The following is a 20,657-nucleotide window of genomic DNA, read 5'->3' as shown; positions in this document are numbered from 1 at the left end:
AAGATGTGCCAGCTTTCATCCTCAATTGAGAACTCTCAATATTGCTTAGCATATCAAGGAGTGATATGACCTTTGGGTTTAAAGATATAGTTAACATATTTGGTATCTGCTTACTCCTTTGTATTCTGCAGCTCTCACGTTTTATGCTAGTAGATAACACCTTAAAAACGAGCTTAAGCTATAACCAAATGCAACAAGATCTCGACTCATTATTTTATGAGATCGAACGGCATTCGGCGTTTACAAGTCTTGACCCCTCACGCCTGCAAAAAATTAAGCAAAAAATAGACTACCTTTGCTATCGTTACCCTGTCCAAATAGACGCCAATCAATTTCATACAGAGATGGTGAAATTATTAGCTCAACTAGACGATCCTGGGCTTTACCTCTCTCCTGATATAACGCCGACAGGCCAACTTCCTTTTACATTAAGGCCTATGGGTGACTTCTGGCTTGCACTTGATACGTTCGATAACCCACTAGCGCTTGAGCACCCATTTGTCACTCATATCGATGGCATTCCTATTTCCCGTTGGCTCAGCACCGCTAAACACTTTATGCCTAAATCACAGCAAGGGAGCGTAAGACTTCAACGTCAATGGCTGTCACAGATAGATATATTAAGGACAGAAATGGGCATAGAGTCAGCTGAAACCCTCACCCTTTCGCTTAGCAATGGAGAAGACTCCAAATCACAGCTTGAACTAACGATTCCTCTCAAATTAGCACCTGTTTATCAGGAGCTGTCACTCACAAGTTTAGATAAGACCGCCGTCCCAATTAAGATCACAGACTTAAACAATCTCGCGACAGATAACTTGATGCAATCCGAACTTAAACTCGCATTTGAGAATCCATTAACCCTCTTAGATCTAAGAGAAGCGAGTGGAGTCAGCAACACATTATTAAACATGCTGATAAACGAATTTGCAGATCCTACGCCCTTAAATAGGGTCAGCCAGAACGCTGTTAATCCCGTTTTCACCCTCGCCCAATATCGACGCTCTATCGACTTCAAAAGTGACTATTTAAGGCCTGATTACTTTCGCCCATTAGATGAACTCACCTTCTTTGAACAGATACAGATTTCTGAAGTGAAAAAAGAGATTGAGCGTCAGCACACTGATCATTTTAGTCAACTCTACGGTAGAAAAAACCAAGCTTTGCCTAGCAAACACTCACGATCCAATCAACTTGTCCTGCTGATTGGCCCCCAATGTAGACAAGAGTGCGAATGGGTGGCTTATCTAGCAAGAAACTGGTCCAGAGTCACTTTAGTCGGTGAAAAAACGCTAGGGGATATCGGTAAACACTATCGTTTCCGTTTGCCCAACAGTAAGCTAAGTATCGAGCTCACAACCAGCCTTAACTACAGTAACCAAGGCAAGTTGATATCAGGTGTTGGTACTCAACCAGACATTCAGCACACAGAAAATGAGCCGCTTCATTGGCAAACTTTGAACACTCTGCTTAATGAACAAGCGATCAATCAGAATAAGGGCAAATTATCTCAGTCTTATGTTACTGCCACAAAGAACTGAATTGATATACTTACAGACAAAGGGCCTAAGCACTCTGGCCTTATCTTAAGGAGCAATATTAACGATGCCAAATAAGGGCAAATTTATACCAAGAGCGGATACCTTCAATCGCGGCGCACTTCGTATGACGGTCGCCATGCTACGAGATGTGAACCCTGCATTGGCACTGGTTGTTCAAAATCAGATGTCCGGCCCCATTAACCCTCAAGTCGATAATAATCCGAGTCCAAGAGATAACTTCAGGGTCAACATTGTCCCATTAGAAGTTAGGTACATTATCGAAACATTAAAGACTAAAGAGATACATCCAAATGTAGATCCTGGCACTCAAATGTTGATTAAGTCCTTGGTTATAGACTGGATTAATTATGCGAATATGCTCATTGAGCTAGAAAATGACAAAAATGCATAGTAGAGTTGGTGTGAATAATGGGAAATAAGTTATTGCCAGTTCAGCTTTTGAATGGCACATAAAGCATATGGAATCGCAAGATGAGCAGTCCGATTGGCGGGTTTTATCTCAATGCACAATTCAAGAAGCAAGCAGAGAAGTTTGAGTTAGAAAACAAGCCAAACTTGGCTCTCACTCTTCAACTTCTGTTCGAGGGCAGCTGTTTAATCGACACAAGCGATCAAATCTTGATAGATAATGAGCTGCTTATCAAAAATGATAAGGTCGCAATAACACTTACGCCAACCCTTCTCTCTGCTAACCTCATTCAAGTTCATAGCTTAGTCATCATAAACCAGACTAACTCAATTCACACAGCACAACAGATCATGACGATTGAATCTGGTGAGCAACTCACCACACTCGTTGAAGGTGATAGCAAAATACAATTAACCCTTAGCGCTAACCTCTCCTAACTGCGATATAAATAAGCAAATATGCTAATCTAGTGAGATAACATTAGAATTCACAGGTATAGCTCACATGAAAGCTTTTCTAAAAACACTATTAGTCATGATATCCATCAGTCCTTTAACCTTAATGGCCACCGATCTTAAAGTCGGCGATACCGCGCCAAACTTTAAACTTCAATCAACCGATGGTGATTTCTATCAACTCAGTGACTATGCTGGTGAAAAAGCATTAGTGCTCGCCTGGTACCCGATGGCAAACACCCATGGTTGCACGTTAGAGTGTCGCTCTCTGGTTCAAAAAGGTCATTTAATTCGTGAGTATAATGCGGTGTATATGATGGCCAGTGTCGATGACTTAGAAGACAACCAAGATTTTGCCAAGAAGCAAAAAGCTGACTTCCCCATGTTAAGCGATCCGACAAAAGAAACGGCTAAAGCCTATGACGTACTTAACTTTGTTCGCGTGGCAAGTAGAGTGACGTTTTACATCGATAAAGATGGCAAGATTTTGAAAATAGATGAGGATATTAATGCAGAAACTGCGGCCGAAGATATTGCCGCAAACTTAGCTGAACTGGGAGTTGAAAAACAAAAGGGATAGCATAAAGTCTCTCCCGAAGGCTAACGATAGCCCTAGGGAGAACTCAATTAATTTTCTTCAGACGCTTCTCTAATACGCTCTTTACGCTCTTGCTCTTCATCGAAAGCCGCTTCAATTTCAGCAAGAACAGAGTCAACATCGGCCGCTTTAGTACTCTCGACAAACACACCCGTTAGCTCAGTTTCAGGTTTTAGTTTTCCTGACTCAAACAAAGCCCACATCTCTTTAGCGTATTTAGTCTCTAGCAACTCAGGCGCAAACTGACCATAGTATTGAGTCATGTTATTCACATCACGCTCTAACATACGTTTTGCGTTGTTATTGGCTGCTGCATCAACAGCTTGAGGCAGATCGATAATGACTGGGCCAGAACTGTCCAATAAAACATTAAACTCAGAAAGATCACCATGAATTAACCCAGCACATAACATACGCTGTACGTCTTTCATCACGGTCTCATGCTGCTCAAGCGCTTGCTCAGACGTTAAAGTAACGTCATTAAGGCGTGGTGCGACAAAACCATCATCATCGGTGATAAGCTCCATTAAGAGCACACCGTCGAAGCATCCATAAGGTTGTGGAACACGCACTCCGGCATTCGCCAAACGATACAGAGCATCCACTTCAGCATTTTGCCAAGCAGACTCTTGCTCACTACGGCCAAATTTAGAGCCTTTTTCCATCGCTCTAGAGCGGCGACTGTTACGGCTCTTGCGCCCCTCGCGATATTGAACCGCTTGCTTAAAGCTGCGCTTCTCAGCTTCTTTATAAATTTTTGCACAACGCACATCGCCACCACTGCGGACAACGAAGACATCGGCTTCTTTGCCACTCATCAATGGACGAAGGACTTCATCTACTAAGCCTTCATCGACGAGAGGCTGGATACGTTTTGGAATTTTCATAGCGCTCTTATACCTTACTTAAGGCTTAGATGGAATATCAAACCCATTAATCCTTAAAGAAAAATGAGCTCAAACTCAGTAAATTTCAAGTTTCACTGAGTTTAAAATGCAATAAACTAAAAAAATTAAGTAAGTAATTCAAATGCTAAGTCGTAAGCTTTACCAAGATCGACCGTTTTAGGCTTTAAACCTTTAAACTCAGCAGTTTTTTTATCTGTTGCCCTGACTGTTGCCGGATGTACAAAGTCTACTTTTGTCGGCGCCATGGCTAAAATAACCCCCTCCATTAAGAAGGTTCCTGCACCACCAGCGCCTTGCCCTGATGTCGCTCTACGATTCAAGACAATCTGTTCAATCTTATGCTCTACACAATAGGCACGAATAGTCTCTGCAAACTGGATGACTTCACTCTGACTTGGATTCTTTATCAAGGCCAATTTATTTACTTTAGGTGACACTAACTGATGACTTGAACGTGAACCTGACAATGTCACAACACGCACTTCATTTGCTTTTAAAAACATACCTGCTATCGGCATAGCTTAACGGTTCCTAATGTCTAAAAAAGCCAGCTTAGCTGGCTATATTAACGTATTTACTTAGTTGTTACTGTCACTTTGCTATCCACAATAGAATCGAAAATGATACCTGTTGGATTAATGTCTATACCCATTTTAGCCTGCATATTATAGTCCTCCATCATTAACAACTCTTCAGGTAATGGCTCTCCGCTCATCTCAGCAAAGGTAATCACAGGGGTGAGCATCTTGCCATAATCGACTGCTAGAGAGAAAAGCCCATTATTACTTAATGCTTCATTCGCCAGATCATTGGCTTTCTCTTCGCCAACTTTTCCAGTGTAAATCACTAAGTGATCACCTTTAACTGCCATCATAGGTTTTATTGCAAACTCAGGCGGAAGAGGCAACAAATAGGAGAGATCAACGGCTTCGCCTCCATCAGCTAATTGAATATCCGCTAATTCCGGGGCAAAAGGCTTAAGCATATTAAACAGCATGCTTGGGTTCTCGGTAGATAAACTGATTATCGCATCCAAACTATCAAGTGCAGGGTTATCTTGGTCATCACTAAACTTATAGCCAATAAGTGAAACCGCCACCCCTTTTACGCCATTGACCATGCCGGTAAACATGCCTAGCATTGCAGGGCTCTGGCCTGACATCTCCTCTTGTACCTCTTGCAACACCACACACTGATATTGCGGTGTTAGCATGTCATCCCAGATAGAAGTTAATGCAGGCACAAGCTGACTCACATCGATACCTAGCCCCATTGAGAACACAGAATCATTGTTATTGCGAATATACTCTGGAATAAAACCTCGCATAGATGACAATGCGTCGAGCATCACCTGATTTTTGCTCTCAACAATAGTGGCCAATTCCATGTGGCTCTGTGTGTCGCTAATAGAGACATTACTGACACCAAATACAGTGCGAGGCCAATTAGCAGCCATTGCCGATAACTCTGTATGACACTCATTTGAACGTACAATCGCGAAAGGGTCTTCCCCTTCCAGCTCAGCCAATGCAGTAAGCTGTCTTGCTAATTGATTGCCATCTGTCGTCGTGATCGCTTTTATCAACTCTTGATGATTTATATACCCAATACCGTCACCATTAAAACCGTGGGTCTTCATGATATCTTGCAATATGCCTGAATCGGCTAAAGAGTTGGTTACTGGCGCAAGACCCAGTGCTGTTGCAACGGTCTCTGGCTGATTAAAAGCACTATCCAATGTGACTGTTAGAATCCCCTTACTGATAGAAAACAGTAAGCTAATCGCTTCGGGTTCACCCGGATCAGTCAGTGTATATGCACGGTACTCTTGACCTTTTATGCTCTTTTTCTCGTGAGTAAAGCCGCTCTCTTTCTCTGCTTTATCTAACACAGCCCATATCGCATCAGGTTTTTCAACTTCGAGCTTAACCACAGGCAAGAGACCCAAACTGTAAAAGTAGCTACGCATCTGTTCAGGAAGACCAAAAGTAGAAATAAATTTATCACCACTCTCCAAGCTCTCCATATAAGTTTGAGTCAAACTCAACATGAACTTAGCCCTAGCATCATCGGACTCTTCGAGTTCAGCGAACATATCATCTGGGTAGTTTTGGTAACTTTGAGCAACTGAGTTGATATAAGCTTTAATAGGAAATGGCGTTAATTGACCAGAAAAAACAGGCGTATCGGCTGGAACATACGTTAATATGGCATTCTGTTCACCATTTGATCCCATATCCTGACTAACCCAATATCCGGCAGCACCCGTTGCAATCACTGCAGCGGCAATTAATATTTTCTTCATCCAACAAACTCCATTTAAATTAAAATTCTTATATCTAAGCTCTACTTAGATATTCCATTCCTAAAGGCATTAACGGTTCAATATACTATATCAAGTCCCTAAAAGGGAGGGGAGCACTGAGCAGGATAATCCCTATCAGTATAAAGATGTGATCGCTCAGCGAGAATTTAGCACGTCAGAAGCAAGGCTCTTAAAAGCTCCTCGGCAACAGCACCTGCGTTACCCTACCTCCTGAACCTGACTTCCATGGCCTATAAGTGTTTATACGCTTTAAAGACATGTTCCATATCTCTATGGAGCATACAAGACTCTGCTGCAAATTGAATTCAGCCACGACGTAAAGCGCTTCATGAGCGAGAATCATTAACAGGGAAGTTGATGGGGGGATTTAATTATATTACCTGAATAGCCACAGCGGACTATTCAGGGGTCCAAGTTTGCGATTAAACAAGCGCTAACAAGTCAATCAACACGCAGCTTATGTTTGCTGACAGCTCTGCGTGTGATAACAAGTCATATCTATCGACTATTTCTATAAGACCTAAAGGTCAGAAACCAAGCCAACTAATATCGGGAAGGCCTTGTTATCACGAGGTCACATAAGGACCCAAACAGAACAGCATACTAAAACCACCTACGGGAACTGATGACTATAGACCATAATGATCAAGTGTGCATAACATTGTGGGTAAAAGTGTATAAACATTCGTAAATTTAAGTCTAAAGTTTACATTTTAATCGCAAGGCTTTATGCAGCAAGCGAATGAAAGGTTAACTGAACAGACCAGTTATCCACAATTTCAGAAATAGTCATCATACTTATCACATAAAAAAACCACTGATCTGCAACAGAAAAGTGGTTCGATTGTATTCACTAGAAACTAGATCTCAAAGTGCAGACCACACTCTCGCTTCAAGCCGTTGAAGCGAGTCTCCTCTTCAGTCATCCCTAGTTCTAAAGGCTTACTAGAGTGCGTATCGCCTACAGATACATAACCTTGCTCCCACAGAGGGTGGTAAGGCAAGTCATGCTCAGTCAGGTACTCATGTATCTCTTTGTTACTCCACTCTAAAATAGGTAATATTTTAAAACGAGTACCGTGAATCGCCAGAATAGGCAAAGCTTCACGGGTGCTTGACTGTGAACGACGTAAACCTGCAAACCAAGTGCCGACTTCATTTTCCTTCAGCGCTCGCTGCATAGGCTCGACCTTGTTCATACGATTATATTGATCTAACCCATCTAAACCTTTTTCCCATAACAGGCCAAATCTTGCCTCCTGCCATGCTGGAGTTAGCTCAGATGCGTAGATTTTAACATTCAACTTAAGGCGCTCTGTTAACTCATCAATAAATCGATACGTTTCAGCAAAGAGGTAACCAGTATCAGTCAATATCACTGGAATATCGGCTTTTTGGCTACTCACAAGGTGCAGCATCACCGCGCCTTGAATACCAAAGCTGGATGAAAGCGCGTGATTTCCCGGCAGATATTCAAGCGCCCAAGCAACACGCTGCGCTGGTGTTAATTCAGCTAAAAAAGCATTTATACGCTCAAGCTCTCCCTTTTGCTCCACTTCTGGAGCACTGAGAAGTGCTAGCAGTTCATCACTCGAGACGATTGAATCAATACTGCTTGATTCAGGCATGATTGCTCTGCTCATGGAAATCCTTAGCGGCATCAATTACCGCTGTCACTGCACCAATGCGTACCGTGAAGTTACCGAAGGTTTCTGCTTCCTCTCGCTCAGCCACATAGCGGGCAAACAAGCCATCGAGTTCTGACAGAATTTCAGCTTCTTGAATATTTTCACGGTATAGCTTATTTAAACGTGTTCCTTCAAAACTCGCACCTAAGTACAAGTTGTAACGACCAGGCGCCTTACCCACTAACCCTATTTCAGCAGCAAATGGACGCGCACATCCATTTGGACAACCCGTCATGCGGATCACTATGCCCTGATCAAGAAAGCCATGCTTCTCCTGCAAAGATTCAACCTTGGTCAGAAAGTCTGGGAAGTAGCGTTCAGCTTCAGCCATGGCAAGTGCACATGTCGGCAAAGCTACACAGGCAATAGAGCGACCACGGGTTTCGGTAATCAACTTACCCATCAAACCGTGACTTCTTGCTAGTGCTTCAATCTCTGCTTTATCTTCTTCTGCCACACTGGCGATGATAAAGTTTTGATTAGAGGTCATGCGGAAATCGCCTTTATGTATTTTGGCGATCTCTCTTAATCCTGTTTGCAGAGGCTGACCAGGCAGATCTTTAATTCGGCCACCTTCGATAAATAGCGTTAAATGCCACTTACTGTCGACCCCTTTAATCCAGCCATATCGATCGCCGCGATCACCGATCACAACATCACGCTTAGGCTCAAAATTCACACCAGCACGCTTCTCAACTTCAGCTTTAAAGACTTCATAACCATATTTAACGATGGTGTATTTAAGTCTTGAGAGCTTACGGTTAGAGCGGTTACCCCAGTCACGTTGCACGGTTAGCACCGCTTCGGCAAACTTCAAAACATCTTCAGGTTTAATGAAGCCAAAATCATCAGCAAGGCGTGGGAAGGTTTGCACTTCACCATGAGTTGAGCCCATGCCACCACCAGCAACCAAGTTAAAGCCAACTAGCTCGCCCTTTTCAGCAACGGCAATCAAGCCTAAGTCGTTGGTGTACACGTCAACGTCATTATCTGGCGGTACAGCAACGGCCATCTTAAATTTACGTGGCAGATACGTTTTGCCGTATACCGGCTCAACCGTGTCACCTTCATGAGTGATCACTTTATCGTCACCTAACCAGATCTCTGCATAGGCTTTAGTGTGGGGAAGATAAGTATCCGATAACTGCTTAGCCCAGTAATACGCCTGCTCGTGAAGACGAGACTCGACAGGGTTAGGGTTACACATCACATTACGGTTTACATCACCACAAGCAGCAATTGAATCCAGTGCTTTTCTGTCTAAACTTTGGATCAGGGTTCTTAAGTTACGCTTAGAGATCCCGTGGTATTGAAAGGTTTGGCGCGTGGTTAAACGGATACTGTTAGAGCTGGTCAAGGTCGATGAAATCTCATCAACACCCAACCACTGCTCAGGCGTACAAACACCACCAGCAACACGTGCACGCAACATAAAGCTATAGAGAGGCTCAAGCTTCTGCTCTTTACGCTCATTACGCAGATCACGATCATCTTGCTGATAGAAACCATGAAACTTAATTAACTGCTGATCGCCTTCACTAAAAGATCCGGTAACCGCCGTATCTAATCCTTCCTTAATCGTTCCACGCAAAAAATCACTGTCTGTTTTCAGGTATTCATTTACCGATAACTCTTCAACTTTCTCTACACTTTTATCATCTGACATGACCACAGCCTCACTCATTCTTCACTCGTGCAACGCATCATGGCGCTGCCTCTTTATAGGGTTTGTAGCTAAGAGTTTTTCTTAGTACACATCTTTCTGATAGCGCTTATCAGTGCGAAGCTGTTCTAAAAAGGCATCGGCCTCATCGCTGGTTTTACCACCAAATTTAACCGCAACATCAAGCAGTGCCTGGTGGACATCTTTGGCCATACGCTCGGCGTCACCACAAATATAGAGGTGAGCTCCAGCCTCTAACCACTTCCACAACTCTTGTCCTTGCTCTGCAATGCGGTCTTGAACATAAATTTTATGAGCTTGATCACGAGAGAAAGCCAGATCGATGCGTGTCAAAGAGCCATCTTTAATGTATTGCTGCCACTCTGTTTGATAGAGAAAATCTTGTTCGAAATGAGGATTACCGAAAAATAACCAGCTATCGCCCTCAACTCCCTGGGCAGCCCTTTCCTGCATAAAGGCACGGAATGGCGCAACACCGGTTCCAGGGCCAACCATGATCACTGGTGTATCGGGGTTTTCAGGCAATCTAAAGTGATTGTTTGGTTCAACATATACCTTCACTTCTGCGCCCTCAGCTGCTTGCGCCAAGAACTGCGATGCACCGCCAAATCGGGCTGCACCATCACGTTCGTCTTCAACCAACGCCACAGTCAAATGCACTTCTGACTCAACTTCTGACTGACTAGATGCAATTGAATACAAGCGTGGAGTAATAGGACGAAGCAGTTCAATTAACTGCACCGGAGTAATATTGACCTGATATTGAGCAACCAAATCTGCCAGTTGATGATTAAGTACAAACTGACGCGTCAGCTCCTTATCTTCAACAATCTTAAGCAGCTCAGCATCACCACTTAATTCAGCCCAGCCTTTAACTAACCCTGGATAAAGTTGAGTGAGTTCTTTCTTTTCAATTAATGCCTGTTTCAACGACAGTGAACCTTTAGCCACCGTCACTTCTGTATCGCCATCCAAAGATAGCTTAGTGAGGACCTCTTCAACCAACTCGGCACTGTTACTAAACCAAACTCCGAGTGCATCACCCGCTTGATAGCTGAGCTCAGATTCACCTAAATCAATCTCTACATGACGTACATCACGATCAGAATCACGACCGGTTAATTTCTGGCTAACCAATAATTCTGCTGTATAAGGCTTCTGCTTGGTAAACTGGCTCTCGCCAACGCTTGCTGAGGAGCCGATAGAGACAACACTTGCACTTGATGTTTGTATCAGCGGTTTAACGCCTTTCAACACATCCAACTGCCACTGCTCAGCTGCCTCTTCATAATCGACATCACACTCGACAAGTGGCTGAATAGCTTTGGCACCAAGACCACTTAATCTTTCATCAAAATCTTTACCTGTCTGGCAGAAAAATTCATAACTTGAATCCCCTAAGGCCAACACTGAATAGTGTAAATTTTCTAAGTTAGGGGCTCGCTTAGAAGCCAAAAACTTATGCAGTTCAAGCGCATCATCCGGCGCCTCACCTTCACCATGTGTACTCACCACAGCTAATAATAAGGTTTCCTGCTTAAGCTGGCGTACCTTGTACTCACCCATAGAGGCTAAGTTAACCGCATACCCTTGAGCTTTAGCTTTAGCGGCCAACTCATTGGCAACACCTCTGCCATTCCCGGTCTGGCTACCATATAAAATAGTGATCGTTTGTGCAGGAGCAGCGGCTTCAACGCCGACTTGGCCAGTTCCCTGCTCTGCCGTAGCAGATAAGTAACCACTCACCCAAGCTAGTTGAACGGCACTCAGCTCAGAAGTAAGCTGTTTTAACTTTTCTACTTGCCCTTGAGACAAAGGAGAAGCGAATGATGAAAGCTCTTTTAACAACATGGGAACAGCCCTATTCAGTGTAATGTTGTTAGCTTAGCCCCTATAAGCAAAACCAAAAAAGAATAAAATCTGATTTTTAATGCTTTTTTGGAATATAGGAAAAAGAGAGCCCCTTGTTTAGCAAAAAACGAGCCTCAGTTCATCACACTGGATAATCACAAAAACACAGACTAACAGCCTATTAATAAGTAGAGTGGAAGTAGTAAATTATACGTTTGCAAACATATGGATTGATTTAACTTAGGCACCCACTATTAAATTGTCTATTAAGTTAATAACCTATATTTAACTGAGTTGTTTCATTCTATACTTGCTGCTAAGTTTTGCTTAAAACAATGAGACTATGAAATATCACGCTCGCATCATATCTGTCATTACCGCCTTAGTTTTACCTCACGTTTGTACAGCCTCAGAAAGCAGTGAAACCAACACATCTGAGTCGCAACACGAAACGCTCTATGAAACTCAATATCAAACCGATATTTGGGGCTTAGGGATAGGCATGAGACGCGGTGACATTCCCTATGCGACAGAAGATGACGAAGTGTATGATATTTTACCGATGATCAAATATCGGAATGACTATTTCTTCATCGAGGGGATGGAAGCTGGTGTTCATCTTTGGAAAAACGATCTCCATCAGGTTAACGCCTACACCCGTTTCAGATTTGTCGATATTCCCCAAAGTCTGCAAAATGAGTCGCAATCACAAGCATTCGATTTTGGCCTGCAATATCGCTTCTTAAAAGGGCCTTGGGAAGCTGATGCAGCCATACTGTCGGACTCTAACAAACGCAGCTACGGCTTTACCCGTACCCAGTATCACTGGGAAGAGGGAGATTTTTACATCAACCCCTATGCGGAGTTTCACTGGAAGAGCGCCGATTTCAACGAATACTATTACGGCTTAGATCAGTATGACGTAGGGGCTGGGATTGAGTTTAAAGCTGGCGTTAAGGCGCGCTATCATCTCGCCAGTAATCTGTACCTGCTAGGTCAATTTGGCCTAGGTCGTCTCGAAGATGATATTGCCCATCTACCCACGATGGACAGTCAATATCAGTATGAATCCTATTTCGGCTTTGCTTTCTATCCCGACAGCAAAAGCAGAAAGTCGATGGCACAAAAATCAGCTTCACCTGAGGGCAATGACGACGGTGAGTTTTTACGTTTAGCGCACGGGTGGGCCACGCCGTCGAATCTCAATGAGATAATGACAGGTCATGCACGAACAGACCCCTACAATAATCAGCTCACTTCGTTGTTTTACGGTGTCCGTTTAACCGACACGCTATTTACTTTGCCTATCGAACTGTATTTCACCCCCGGGGCCATTTGGCATCATGATTCTGAAGTGCAAAGTGATCTGGCCGAGGCTGTCATTGCAATCAAAGCCTTCTACACCTTCGAGTTTGGCCCTAGATGGCGCTTGGGTGTGGCAGAGGGATTATCTTACATCAGCACAGTGAGCCACATCGAAGGGACTGAGTTAGAAGAGAAAGGATACGCTCCCTCTAAACTACTCAACTATTTAGATTTCTCATTGGACGTTAATTTAGGCGACATTTTTAAGCGTCATGATATGCGCAACCTATGGCTTGGCTACAGTATTCATCATCGTTCTGGTATTTATGAGAAAAGCTCCGCGTTCGGTAGAATCGGCGGTGGCAGTAACTACCAAAGTGTTTATCTTCAATGGCATTTCTAATGGTATAAGTTAAACAATAAAAAGGCTGCAACTGCAGCCTTTTATTACTTTTTAAATTCGTTTTTCAAACTAGCGAGCAATCTTAATCTCAGGCTCATTCATCATGGCAAGAATAGGATTTGACGCCATCACTTGCTCTTTTAATGCAGCACCGATAATCAGCCCAGCAACAAAGCCACCAATGTGTGCCCAGTAAGCCACGCCATCTCCAGCCATAAACAAGCCTAAAACGTTAAAGGCTAACCAGATAGCAAAAAACGCCATAGGGCTTAGCTTTTTCTGATAAACCACAAACATGAAGGTCAAGCTAGCATGACGGAACCACATTAGGTACATGCCGAACAAGCCAGCAATCGCACCACTTGCTCCCACCATGTAAACACCCGAGCCCGGCTCTGATGCGATTTGCGCTGCAGCGGCCGCTAAACCACAGATAATATACACACCAAAAAACGTCATTCGACCCAATGCATCTTCTAAGTTATCGCCAACCACATAGAGAAAATACATATTTCCAATAAGGTGCATTAAGCCGCCATGGAGAAACATGTGACTGATTAACGTCCAAGGTTGATTCCCCGCGAGCACTTCATTCGATCGCATAGCAAAACTGTCGAACACGGTTTCGGTTGTTTGTAGGTCAAAACCATACGCTAAAAAGATCAGGATATTTAACGCCAGCAGCATGTAAGTCACCACAGGACGAGATTTAGGTTTAAGGTTGAACTCGATAGGCATTTGCGACAAGAACTGGAAGACCCAAGTTTTAACGCTAATTTTGGCGTCTAAATCAGCAAGTAAAGCCTTAACAGTAGGAGACTGTACAACTTTCACTCTCTCCTCTTCATCGATCCATAGGCCACTACAACTATGGCAAACATCGACCTCAATTTGATAGCCATCCATCAAATGGTAATGCTGCATACTCTCATGACAATCATGACAAAGACGCTTAGAAACACCTAAGTGTTGACCTAAGTTCTCCTCAACACGAACACAGTTGTCGCCATTATCAGCAGTAGAAAGCGCGCTATTTAGCTCACCATTTTCAAACCAGAGACCACCACAATGTTGGCAACTATCTACCTCTTCACCATGAAAATCGTACTCTTTCATGCCACCACTATTACAGCTTGGACAGGTCATAATCATGTTAATCTCCTTTACTCGACTATGATGTCGTTTCGGCTTAGTTCAGCAGCGAGCTCTGTGTAATTCGCTTTTAATGCAGGTAAGGTTTGAGTTGAGACCTTTTCGGTCAACTCTTTCAATAAACCGCTACCATATTTTGCCCCATAAAAACGTGTCTCGATTTTATTGACGATATCTTCTGCTTGCATATAAAAGCGGCGAGTATCAGATAAAATAGCCGAAGGCGTCTCCAAAGTGTATTGAGAATAACGCATGTTCTCCCAGACAAATGTAGCCATATTGGGATGAAAGTTTTTCCTCTCAAATGCTGACTTCGCAACAATGACATCAGCATAACTATTAACTTCTTTAACATTATCACTAAGTTCATCATAAAGTGCATGACGCAAATAGTAGTTATTTTGCTTGTTAGTTAATGTATCAAAGGTGATAGCCTGAGATAGACCCTCTTGTGCGGCAAGGTATACACCCGCCACCGTTGCTATGATCATAAAGACTTGGCTTATCCAAAAACTCGACTTTATCAACTCTTGATTATCTAGCTGGGGAAAACGTTTAACAGATTCTCTGCTAGCTTGGGGTGGTGGAGAGATCTCCATATCCTGTCATACTCCTTAATTTCTGCACATAATGCCCAACTCAGGGCAGTGTTAAATTATACCCGCAAATGTAACGACATTGCATTGCAGTGTAACACTGCTGGGATAATACCTGACCACAGATAATCCTGCCAGAGTTGAGGTCATTAAGTAGAGGAAAAGTAATGAGTAATCATCAATGTCAGAGATAAGGTGAGAGCAAGCCTTTCATTAGCCATTTTCTATACTGGGCTAATGAACAAGCCAAACTTGCATGATAGTTAAACATCTGCTTATATAGTGACACCACTATAGATTTCTCAAATCTTTGACAGGGGTTTAACGATGCAAGTTGCCGCTATTAATACGACGCCAGGTTGTGATGACAGAAGGCTAGAGCAGCCTCATATCGATCAACATTGGGACAGGCTTTCTACAGCACAAAGATTTGCGTTTTATACACTTGCAAAACTTGGATACCAGCTTCTTTTTGTTAGGCAATCTAGCCATGAGAAAACCGCGGTCGCCAGGCAAGACGATAAACTTGTAACTATCGATAGTGAGGGTGATATCGACTTTGCCCCAGCATTGATACTACGAGAGAATCGTTAGCAGTCAGCAACAAGGCTGCTTTAGAAAAATTATGCCGCTTGAACCTGAGTCGGTAGTGATAAAAGTAGAACAGCACTTTGTCCGAGAAGCACACTTATCAGCTTCTCGCCATCAGCGCCAAATGCTTCGTAAGCTTTCTCTTTTGCTAAATCCACCGCCTTAAACTGAACCACTTCCCGACTTAAATCACCACATAAGCTAAAAAACAATCTAAGCACCATGCGACTGGTTGGTTGTTGTAGAGATCGGACCCATGAGTCTTCAAGGGTTGCTAAACTGGTAAAATCCAACTCATCTTGAAACAGACGGCAGATTTGCGGATCCAGACGCATAAGGAAATTAGCTTTGTGAGGAAAGTGATGACTTATTCCAGTACGGCTTATCCCTGTCGCTTGTGACAAGGTCGTATAAGACATGGAATCGTAACCAAGATTGAGCAGCTGTTTAAGCGCCTCCTCCATAATATTATTAATCGTTTGCTCTGTTTCTATTTTAGAACGCTTGGCCATTTGAGCGCCTCCCTATTCGATATCGTTATTGTTTTAAACAGTCATCACAGATGCTATCAAACCAAATTAGGGAATTCTTTAGTAACTTGCCCAATAAGACGACTAATGAGGAAGGGTTCAGCTAAGGTTCAGTTTAAAACCTAAAGATGGCTGATTTGGAGGGGAAGATTCTGTTTTTGCATCCAATCTCTGGCTGCTGACTCACCCAGTAACGACACAAGTGTGGGTTCCAGCAGTTGCGCTAAAACAGGTTTACGCCAAAACATATAATCTGGCAATAGTTGCATAGCCTGTGTATTGAATGTTCGATGAAACAAGCTGGCAAACTCATCTAACGTATCTTGCTCCTCTTCAAACAATCGAGGTAGCGCATCTTGCATGAAATCACTAAAACGATGAAAGCTAGCTAACTGTTCAGCGTCGTAGTGTTGAAGCACTTGCGCCATCACAGGCACGGTCCAGTGGCTGATGTTATCAGCGTTTTGCATCATATTAAGGTTGCGGCGATGATACTGCTGCCACGCCAAATCCAGCCCTTTGCCCTCTTTGGCTGAACGCCAGATAAGATAACAATCCGCGACCCATTCATGACGGTAGGAGGAGAGAGTGTCAAATACGCCCAACGCCACCAAGTTTATCGCCTCAAGGTGACCGACCTCATGCCAAAGAGTGACCGCCAACTGTTCTGATAAGGTAAATGAATGCAGTGAACCAGACAGCTCAATTGAAAGCGATTGTGGCAGCTGATCACGAGCAAGCAGAACCACGCCAGCCACGCGTTTATCGTCAAGGGGCAATACCATCGCGCCGCGCTGACCTAATAACTGTTTAATATCATTAACACTGGCGGGCAACTGCCCGCGAACGTCAACAGAAAGGTTTTTCAGGCACGACTTGAGTAACGACGCCTCACACAACACCACCTGCTTAGTGTCAACCGGAGCCAACAGTAAGCTAGTCGTTAGCGCAAATGCCGTCCAGCTCACTGATTGGCCATGATATTTTCAATAATCTTAGTAGTTGAAATACCATCTTCAAACCCTAGCACCATCACGCTGCCACCCGATGCCATCACCTCTTCACCACCGGCAATCTCTTCAATCTTATAGTCTCCGCCTTTAACAAGCAGATCCGGAAGCAGCCTTGCGATAATCCGCTGTGGGGTATCTTCACTGAAAGGAACCACCCAATCAACCGAGGCGAGCCCAGCTAATACGGCCATGCGGCGATCAACCTGATTAACAGGACGTCCTTCGCCCTTCAAGCGTTTGACTGACGCATCATCGTTAACAGCAACGATCAAACGGTCACCTAAGTCTTTAGCTTGTTTTAGATAACTCACATGGCCGGCGTGCAAAATATCGAAACAACCATTGGTCATCACAACACGCTCGCCTCTAAGCCTTGCCTGTTCTAACGCGTAGGCTAATTGATCTTCGCTCACCGAACCAAAACCCGATTCTCCATGACTCAGAGACAACGCCTTAATCAACTCAATACGGCTCACTGTTGAAGTACCAAGTTTGGCCACAACAATGCCCGCGGCTGTATTTGCAATCGCACAAGCTTGAGGCAGTTCACTGCCCGCCGCTAACGCGGTTGCCAGTGCCGAGATCACAGTGTCACCAGCCCCCGTCACGTCATAGACTTCACGAGCCACTGTTGGAATATGCAGTTCAGGCCCTTGTGCGGTAATAAGGGTCATGCCCTTTTCAGAGCGCGTCACTAATATAGCGTCAATCTCAAAGTCAGCTAACAAGGCTTGCGCTTTTTCCACTAAATCAGCTTCAGAGGTAACCGCACCAACAACACCTTCAAATTCGCTCATGTTAGGCGTGAGTAGCGAAGCACCTCGGTAGCGAGAAAAATCACTGCCTTTAGGATCAACCAAGACTTTTACACCTTTGGATTTTGCGAGCTTGATAAAGTTCTGGGGGTCGGTGATTGCACCTTTGGCGTAATCAGAAAGAATCACCACACCAACACCATCAAGCAGCGCTTCGGTTTTCTTAAACAGAGCGACACTCTCTTCAACTGCGTAAGCTTCCTCAAAATCTAAACGGATAAGCTGCTGATTTCTAGACATCACTCTAAGTTTAGTGATGGTAGGTTTGCCCTCAACGCAATGCCAGTTAGCCTCAACACCTAACGCCTGAATCCCTTTGGTGAGCGCTTGAGCGGTTTCATCATTACCCACAATGCCAGCAAGGCACACTTGCCCACCTAAGGTTGCCACATTTAAGGCAACGTTTGCCGCACCGCCGGGTCTGTCTTCTATCTGTTTTATTTGTACCACAGGTACTGGCGCTTCTGGGGAAATACGGCCGGTAGGGCCAGTCCAGTAACGATCTAACATCACATCACCGACGACTAAAACCTTAGCTTTTTCAAATGCTGGCAGAGAAACCTTCATAACGCTCATATCTGTTTTCAAAATTAATCATTGATTGTACCTAATTTTGTGATTAATTGGAGCCAAGTTCAGCAGTAATTTTGCAGCCATTTACAATAAAATTACGTTAGAATAGCCCATCAGGTTCATAATCTTTCGAGTTCACCGTGGTAGAAAAAGCGCAATTTTCAAATCATCTATATCATCCAAAATTCTGGCTACTCTGGCTTGGGGTCGGCTTAATGCGCTTAACCCAGCTACTTCCCTTAGCCATTCAGATGAAAATAGGGGCGACAATAGGCCGAATAGCGAAGAAGCTTATCGGCGGTCGCGTCAACACAGCAAAGCGAAATTTAGCGCTCTGCTTCCCCGATATGCCGCAAGCAGAACAAGATGAATTGCTAACTAGAAATTTTGAAGAAACCGGCAAGGCAGTCTTCGACACCATCAATGCTTGGTGGTGGTCAGACGAAAAAGTGCAGCGCCACATGAGCATTACAGGCCAAGAACATGTGCAGCAGACCCTCAACGACGGGCACGGGGTGATATTATTCGCCGTACACTGTTTACCTCTAGAGATGGGCGCTAGAATATTTGGACAGTTTCAACCTGGCGTCGGCGTCTATCGCCCACACAATAATCCCGTCATGGAATACCTTCAGGTAAAGGGACGACTTAGATCTAACAAGGCGCTTGTTTCTAAACGCGACCTGCGTCAGATGGTTCGTTGTCTTCGAACCCCTGATGTGATCTGGTATACCGCCGATCAAGACTTCGGACGTTCAAGTGCCACTTTTATCCCCTTTTTCGCCATGCCAGACGCGGCAACCATCACGGGTGCCACGACGTTAGCCCGCCTTGGAAAAGCAAAGGTGCTGCCATTTAGCGTGGTGCGCAATGCTGATGATAAGGGTTACACCATCGAAATATCGCCACCATTAAATGACTTCCCAACCAAAGATGAAGTCGAAGATGCCAAACGAGGCAACCACATTATTGAGCAGATCATCAACAAGAATCGCGCTCAATATATGTGGTTACACAGACGATTTAAGACACGGCCTAATGAGAGTGACCCATCAGTATATTAACTGGTGAATCGTCACAGTTGGCTCTCTTCATCAAAATTGTGCGGCCTTCGAATGAAGGCTGATTACATTTTCTGATCTGGTTCATTTGGCTGGTTTGGTATTGGGTAGGTTTTTGAAAGTCAGCCCTTCATTGCTGCTTATCGCCTCCTGCGAGGTATGTGCAGCTACTTCAGTGACACGACACCAGTATATCCCTATAGTCTCGGCCGTGACATCTGATGTGAATGGATTCACGAATGCCGTGGTGACATGGATGTCATAGAACGGCCATGTCACGGACGGTCACTGCCGCATCTACACCTATTCATCAGTCTCTTCGATTTGGATTTATTGGCAGGAAGAACTAACTCATTCAGCCCAAAGTTACCCAGCCTTCGAATGAAGGCTGATGACATTTTTTATGCGCTAACCGTCATCCTGAACTGCTCTTGTTGCTATAAAGTAGGATCTAGCTGAAAGCTTTTAGCTGAATGTGTATTGAGTTGGGTTGTTGAATGCCACCCCTTCATGACTATCTATCGCCTCCAGCGAGGTATGCACAGTTACTTCTGTGGCATGCTGCCAGTACATCTGACCGCCATGGGTGGTGGAAATGTCTAGAGATGGAGGGAACATTTTCAGCCCTGTTTTGGAAACTCGCAGCCGCATATACACTTGCTGATTTACAAGAAGGTTATCTCTTCGATTTAACCATTAGTTAATTCGTTACGACCCCTTTGTTTTTAGAGATAAAAGCGATTCACCACGGAGTGCACGGAGGAACACGGAGAGGAGCAAAAGCACAAGAGAAACAGAGAGAAAAGCTGGCTAAAACCATTAAACCAGTGTTTATCTCCTCCCACCAACAAAATCTAGTGCAACCACTTATATTTCAGTGTATTACTTCAATGCATATTGAATACCATAGAATATGTAGGGTATTATCTAAACAGCTAGGGAATGCAGGCTGAACTCGTCTTAACATGCGGTAAGCAGATGACAGAGAGACCGCCAATTAGGGAAGAACCAAGCTCAACACTCTTAATATCAAAGGTACTAAGAGTAAGCTTTACTCCAGCGAGCAATACAACTAGTTGATTTAAATCAGCCTTCCCCAATATTTTTATCACAATTTGTGACGAACACGCATATCCC

At 43.9% G+C, this 20,657-nt stretch carries 19 protein-coding genes; 7 read left to right on the top strand and 12 right to left on the bottom strand.

The window, feature by feature from the left end; translation table 11 throughout:
* The first annotated feature begins 65 nt into the window (after positions 1–65).
* The 4 genes from FN961_RS01550 (at position 66) to FN961_RS01535 (ending at position 3,006) form a co-directional block, all read left to right on the top strand.
* On the top strand, positions 66–1,541 hold the full coding sequence (locus tag FN961_RS01550) for a S41 family peptidase (protein WP_143562781.1): 1,476 nt from the start codon (positions 66–68) through the stop codon (positions 1,539–1,541).
* Between the two features lie 64 nt (positions 1,542–1,605).
* Positions 1,606–1,953 (top strand): hypothetical protein, encoded by a 348-nt coding sequence (locus FN961_RS01545; RefSeq protein ID WP_143562780.1) that lies wholly within the window; start codon positions 1,606–1,608, stop codon positions 1,951–1,953.
* An 80-nt stretch (positions 1,954–2,033) separates the two neighbouring features.
* Positions 2,034–2,408 carry a hypothetical protein gene (locus FN961_RS01540; RefSeq protein WP_143562779.1) on the top strand — a complete coding sequence of 125 codons (375 nt, stop codon included), beginning with the start codon at positions 2,034–2,036 and terminating at the stop codon, positions 2,406–2,408.
* 67 nt (positions 2,409–2,475) lie between these two features.
* Positions 2,476–3,006 carry a peroxiredoxin family protein gene (locus FN961_RS01535; protein ID WP_143562778.1) on the top strand — a complete coding sequence of 177 codons (531 nt, stop codon included), beginning with the start codon at positions 2,476–2,478 and terminating at the stop codon, positions 3,004–3,006.
* Between the two features lie 47 nt (positions 3,007–3,053).
* Here the strand turns inward: FN961_RS01535 and FN961_RS01530 are convergent, their stop codons facing one another.
* From FN961_RS01530 to FN961_RS01505, 6 genes are all read right to left on the bottom strand, one after another.
* Positions 3,054–3,911 (bottom strand): PA4780 family RIO1-like protein kinase, encoded by an 858-nt coding sequence (locus tag FN961_RS01530; RefSeq protein ID WP_143562777.1) that lies wholly within the window; start codon positions 3,909–3,911, stop codon positions 3,054–3,056.
* A gap of 125 nt (positions 3,912–4,036) precedes the next feature.
* On the bottom strand, positions 4,037–4,450 hold the full coding sequence (locus tag FN961_RS01525) for a DUF3010 family protein (RefSeq protein WP_143562776.1): 414 nt from the start codon (positions 4,448–4,450) through the stop codon (positions 4,037–4,039).
* Positions 4,451–4,506: 56 nt separating this feature from the next.
* Positions 4,507–6,237, bottom strand: a complete 1,731-nt coding sequence (locus FN961_RS01520; RefSeq protein WP_143562775.1) for a hypothetical protein — start codon at positions 6,235–6,237, stop codon at positions 4,507–4,509.
* An 881-nt stretch (positions 6,238–7,118) separates the two neighbouring features.
* On the bottom strand, positions 7,119–7,901 hold the full coding sequence (locus tag FN961_RS01515; RefSeq protein WP_143562774.1) for a phosphoadenylyl-sulfate reductase: 783 nt from the start codon (positions 7,899–7,901) through the stop codon (positions 7,119–7,121).
* A complete protein-coding gene (gene cysI / locus FN961_RS01510; RefSeq protein ID WP_143562773.1) occupies positions 7,879–9,612 on the bottom strand; it encodes an assimilatory sulfite reductase (NADPH) hemoprotein subunit in 1,734 nt (577 codons plus the stop codon). Before cysI ends, FN961_RS01515 begins: the two co-directional genes overlap by 23 nt.
* A gap of 81 nt (positions 9,613–9,693) precedes the next feature.
* Complete coding sequence (locus tag FN961_RS01505) at positions 9,694–11,481, bottom strand: assimilatory sulfite reductase (NADPH) flavoprotein subunit (protein ID WP_143562772.1); 1,788 nt, start codon at positions 11,479–11,481, stop codon at positions 9,694–9,696.
* A 343-nt stretch (positions 11,482–11,824) separates the two neighbouring features.
* On the opposite strand from FN961_RS01505, the gene FN961_RS01500 reads away from it, so the two are divergent.
* Positions 11,825–13,189, top strand: coding sequence for a MipA/OmpV family protein (locus FN961_RS01500; RefSeq protein WP_143562771.1), 1,365 nt, complete (start codon positions 11,825–11,827; stop codon positions 13,187–13,189).
* A 69-nt stretch (positions 13,190–13,258) separates the two neighbouring features.
* Here the strand turns inward: FN961_RS01500 and FN961_RS01495 are convergent, their stop codons facing one another.
* Together FN961_RS01495 and FN961_RS01490 are read right to left on the bottom strand one after the other, a co-directional pair.
* Positions 13,259–14,341: a rhomboid family intramembrane serine protease gene (locus FN961_RS01495; RefSeq protein WP_143562770.1), complete on the bottom strand. Its 1,083-nt coding sequence runs from the start codon at positions 14,339–14,341 to the stop codon at positions 13,259–13,261.
* Positions 14,342–14,352: 11 nt separating this feature from the next.
* Positions 14,353–14,940 carry a hypothetical protein gene (locus tag FN961_RS01490; RefSeq protein ID WP_143562769.1) on the bottom strand — a complete coding sequence of 196 codons (588 nt, stop codon included), beginning with the start codon at positions 14,938–14,940 and terminating at the stop codon, positions 14,353–14,355.
* A gap of 324 nt (positions 14,941–15,264) precedes the next feature.
* Between FN961_RS01490 and FN961_RS01485 the strand changes: the two genes are divergently transcribed.
* Positions 15,265–15,531 (top strand): hypothetical protein, encoded by a 267-nt coding sequence (locus tag FN961_RS01485; protein ID WP_143562768.1) that lies wholly within the window; start codon positions 15,265–15,267, stop codon positions 15,529–15,531.
* 29 nt (positions 15,532–15,560) lie between these two features.
* Here FN961_RS01485 and FN961_RS01480 read toward each other — a convergent pair whose 3' ends face one another.
* The 3 genes from FN961_RS01480 to hldE form a co-directional block, all read right to left on the bottom strand.
* Positions 15,561–16,040, bottom strand: a complete 480-nt coding sequence (locus FN961_RS01480) for a TetR/AcrR family transcriptional regulator (protein WP_143562767.1) — start codon at positions 16,038–16,040, stop codon at positions 15,561–15,563.
* A gap of 140 nt (positions 16,041–16,180) precedes the next feature.
* Entirely contained in the window at positions 16,181–17,026 is an 846-nt protein-coding gene (locus FN961_RS01475; protein WP_143562766.1) for a hypothetical protein, read from the bottom strand.
* Entirely contained in the window at positions 17,023–18,453 is a 1,431-nt protein-coding gene (gene hldE / locus FN961_RS01470) for a bifunctional D-glycero-beta-D-manno-heptose-7-phosphate kinase/D-glycero-beta-D-manno-heptose 1-phosphate adenylyltransferase HldE (protein WP_143562850.1), read from the bottom strand. Before hldE ends, FN961_RS01475 begins: the two co-directional genes overlap by 4 nt.
* Before the next feature lie 146 nt (positions 18,454–18,599).
* On the opposite strand from hldE, the gene FN961_RS01465 reads away from it, so the two are divergent.
* Entirely contained in the window at positions 18,600–19,523 is a 924-nt protein-coding gene (locus tag FN961_RS01465) for an LpxL/LpxP family Kdo(2)-lipid IV(A) lauroyl/palmitoleoyl acyltransferase (RefSeq protein ID WP_143562765.1), read from the top strand.
* Positions 19,524–19,985: 462 nt separating this feature from the next.
* On the opposite strand, the gene FN961_RS25715 is transcribed toward FN961_RS01465, so the two are convergent.
* Positions 19,986–20,138 carry a hypothetical protein gene (locus FN961_RS25715; RefSeq protein WP_185972683.1) on the bottom strand — a complete coding sequence of 51 codons (153 nt, stop codon included), beginning with the start codon at positions 20,136–20,138 and terminating at the stop codon, positions 19,986–19,988.
* Positions 20,139–20,657 lie beyond the last annotated feature (519 nt).

It is taken from the genome of Shewanella hanedai (assembly GCF_007197645.1).
Classification (GTDB): domain Bacteria; phylum Pseudomonadota; class Gammaproteobacteria; order Enterobacterales; family Shewanellaceae; genus Shewanella; species Shewanella hanedai.
Note: the sequence above shows the minus strand (reverse complement) of the source record. Positions and strands in the feature narration are given on the sequence as shown.

What these genes read in the sequence shown, in the direction of transcription:
- FN961_RS01550 (WP_143562781.1), top strand. Translation starts at nt 66, where the DNA reads ATGACCTTTGGGTTTAAAGATATAGTTAACATATTTGGTATCTGCTTA.
- FN961_RS01545 (WP_143562780.1), top strand. Translation starts at nt 1,606, where the DNA reads ATGCCAAATAAGGGCAAATTTATACCAAGAGCGGATACCTTCAATCGC.
- FN961_RS01540 (WP_143562779.1), top strand. Translation starts at nt 2,034, where the DNA reads ATGAGCAGTCCGATTGGCGGGTTTTATCTCAATGCACAATTCAAGAAG.
- FN961_RS01535 (WP_143562778.1), top strand. Translation starts at nt 2,476, where the DNA reads ATGAAAGCTTTTCTAAAAACACTATTAGTCATGATATCCATCAGTCCT.
- FN961_RS01530 (WP_143562777.1), bottom strand. Translation starts at nt 3,911, where the DNA reads ATGAAAATTCCAAAACGTATCCAGCCTCTCGTCGATGAAGGCTTAGTA.
- FN961_RS01525 (WP_143562776.1), bottom strand. Translation starts at nt 4,450, where the DNA reads ATGCCGATAGCAGGTATGTTTTTAAAAGCAAATGAAGTGCGTGTTGTG.
- FN961_RS01520 (WP_143562775.1), bottom strand. Translation starts at nt 6,237, where the DNA reads ATGAAGAAAATATTAATTGCCGCTGCAGTGATTGCAACGGGTGCTGCC.
- FN961_RS01515 (WP_143562774.1), bottom strand. Translation starts at nt 7,901, where the DNA reads ATGAGCAGAGCAATCATGCCTGAATCAAGCAGTATTGATTCAATCGTC.
- cysI (WP_143562773.1), bottom strand. Translation starts at nt 9,612, where the DNA reads ATGTCAGATGATAAAAGTGTAGAGAAAGTTGAAGAGTTATCGGTAAAT.
- FN961_RS01505 (WP_143562772.1), bottom strand. Translation starts at nt 11,481, where the DNA reads ATGTTGTTAAAAGAGCTTTCATCATTCGCTTCTCCTTTGTCTCAAGGG.
- FN961_RS01500 (WP_143562771.1), top strand. Translation starts at nt 11,825, where the DNA reads ATGAAATATCACGCTCGCATCATATCTGTCATTACCGCCTTAGTTTTA.
- FN961_RS01495 (WP_143562770.1), bottom strand. Translation starts at nt 14,341, where the DNA reads ATGATTATGACCTGTCCAAGCTGTAATAGTGGTGGCATGAAAGAGTAC.
- FN961_RS01490 (WP_143562769.1), bottom strand. Translation starts at nt 14,940, where the DNA reads ATGGAGATCTCTCCACCACCCCAAGCTAGCAGAGAATCTGTTAAACGT.
- FN961_RS01485 (WP_143562768.1), top strand. Translation starts at nt 15,265, where the DNA reads ATGCAAGTTGCCGCTATTAATACGACGCCAGGTTGTGATGACAGAAGG.
- FN961_RS01480 (WP_143562767.1), bottom strand. Translation starts at nt 16,040, where the DNA reads ATGGCCAAGCGTTCTAAAATAGAAACAGAGCAAACGATTAATAATATT.
- hldE (WP_143562850.1), bottom strand. Translation starts at nt 18,453, where the DNA reads ATGAAGGTTTCTCTGCCAGCATTTGAAAAAGCTAAGGTTTTAGTCGTC.
- FN961_RS25715 (WP_185972683.1), bottom strand. Translation starts at nt 20,138, where the DNA reads ATGTTCCCTCCATCTCTAGACATTTCCACCACCCATGGCGGTCAGATG.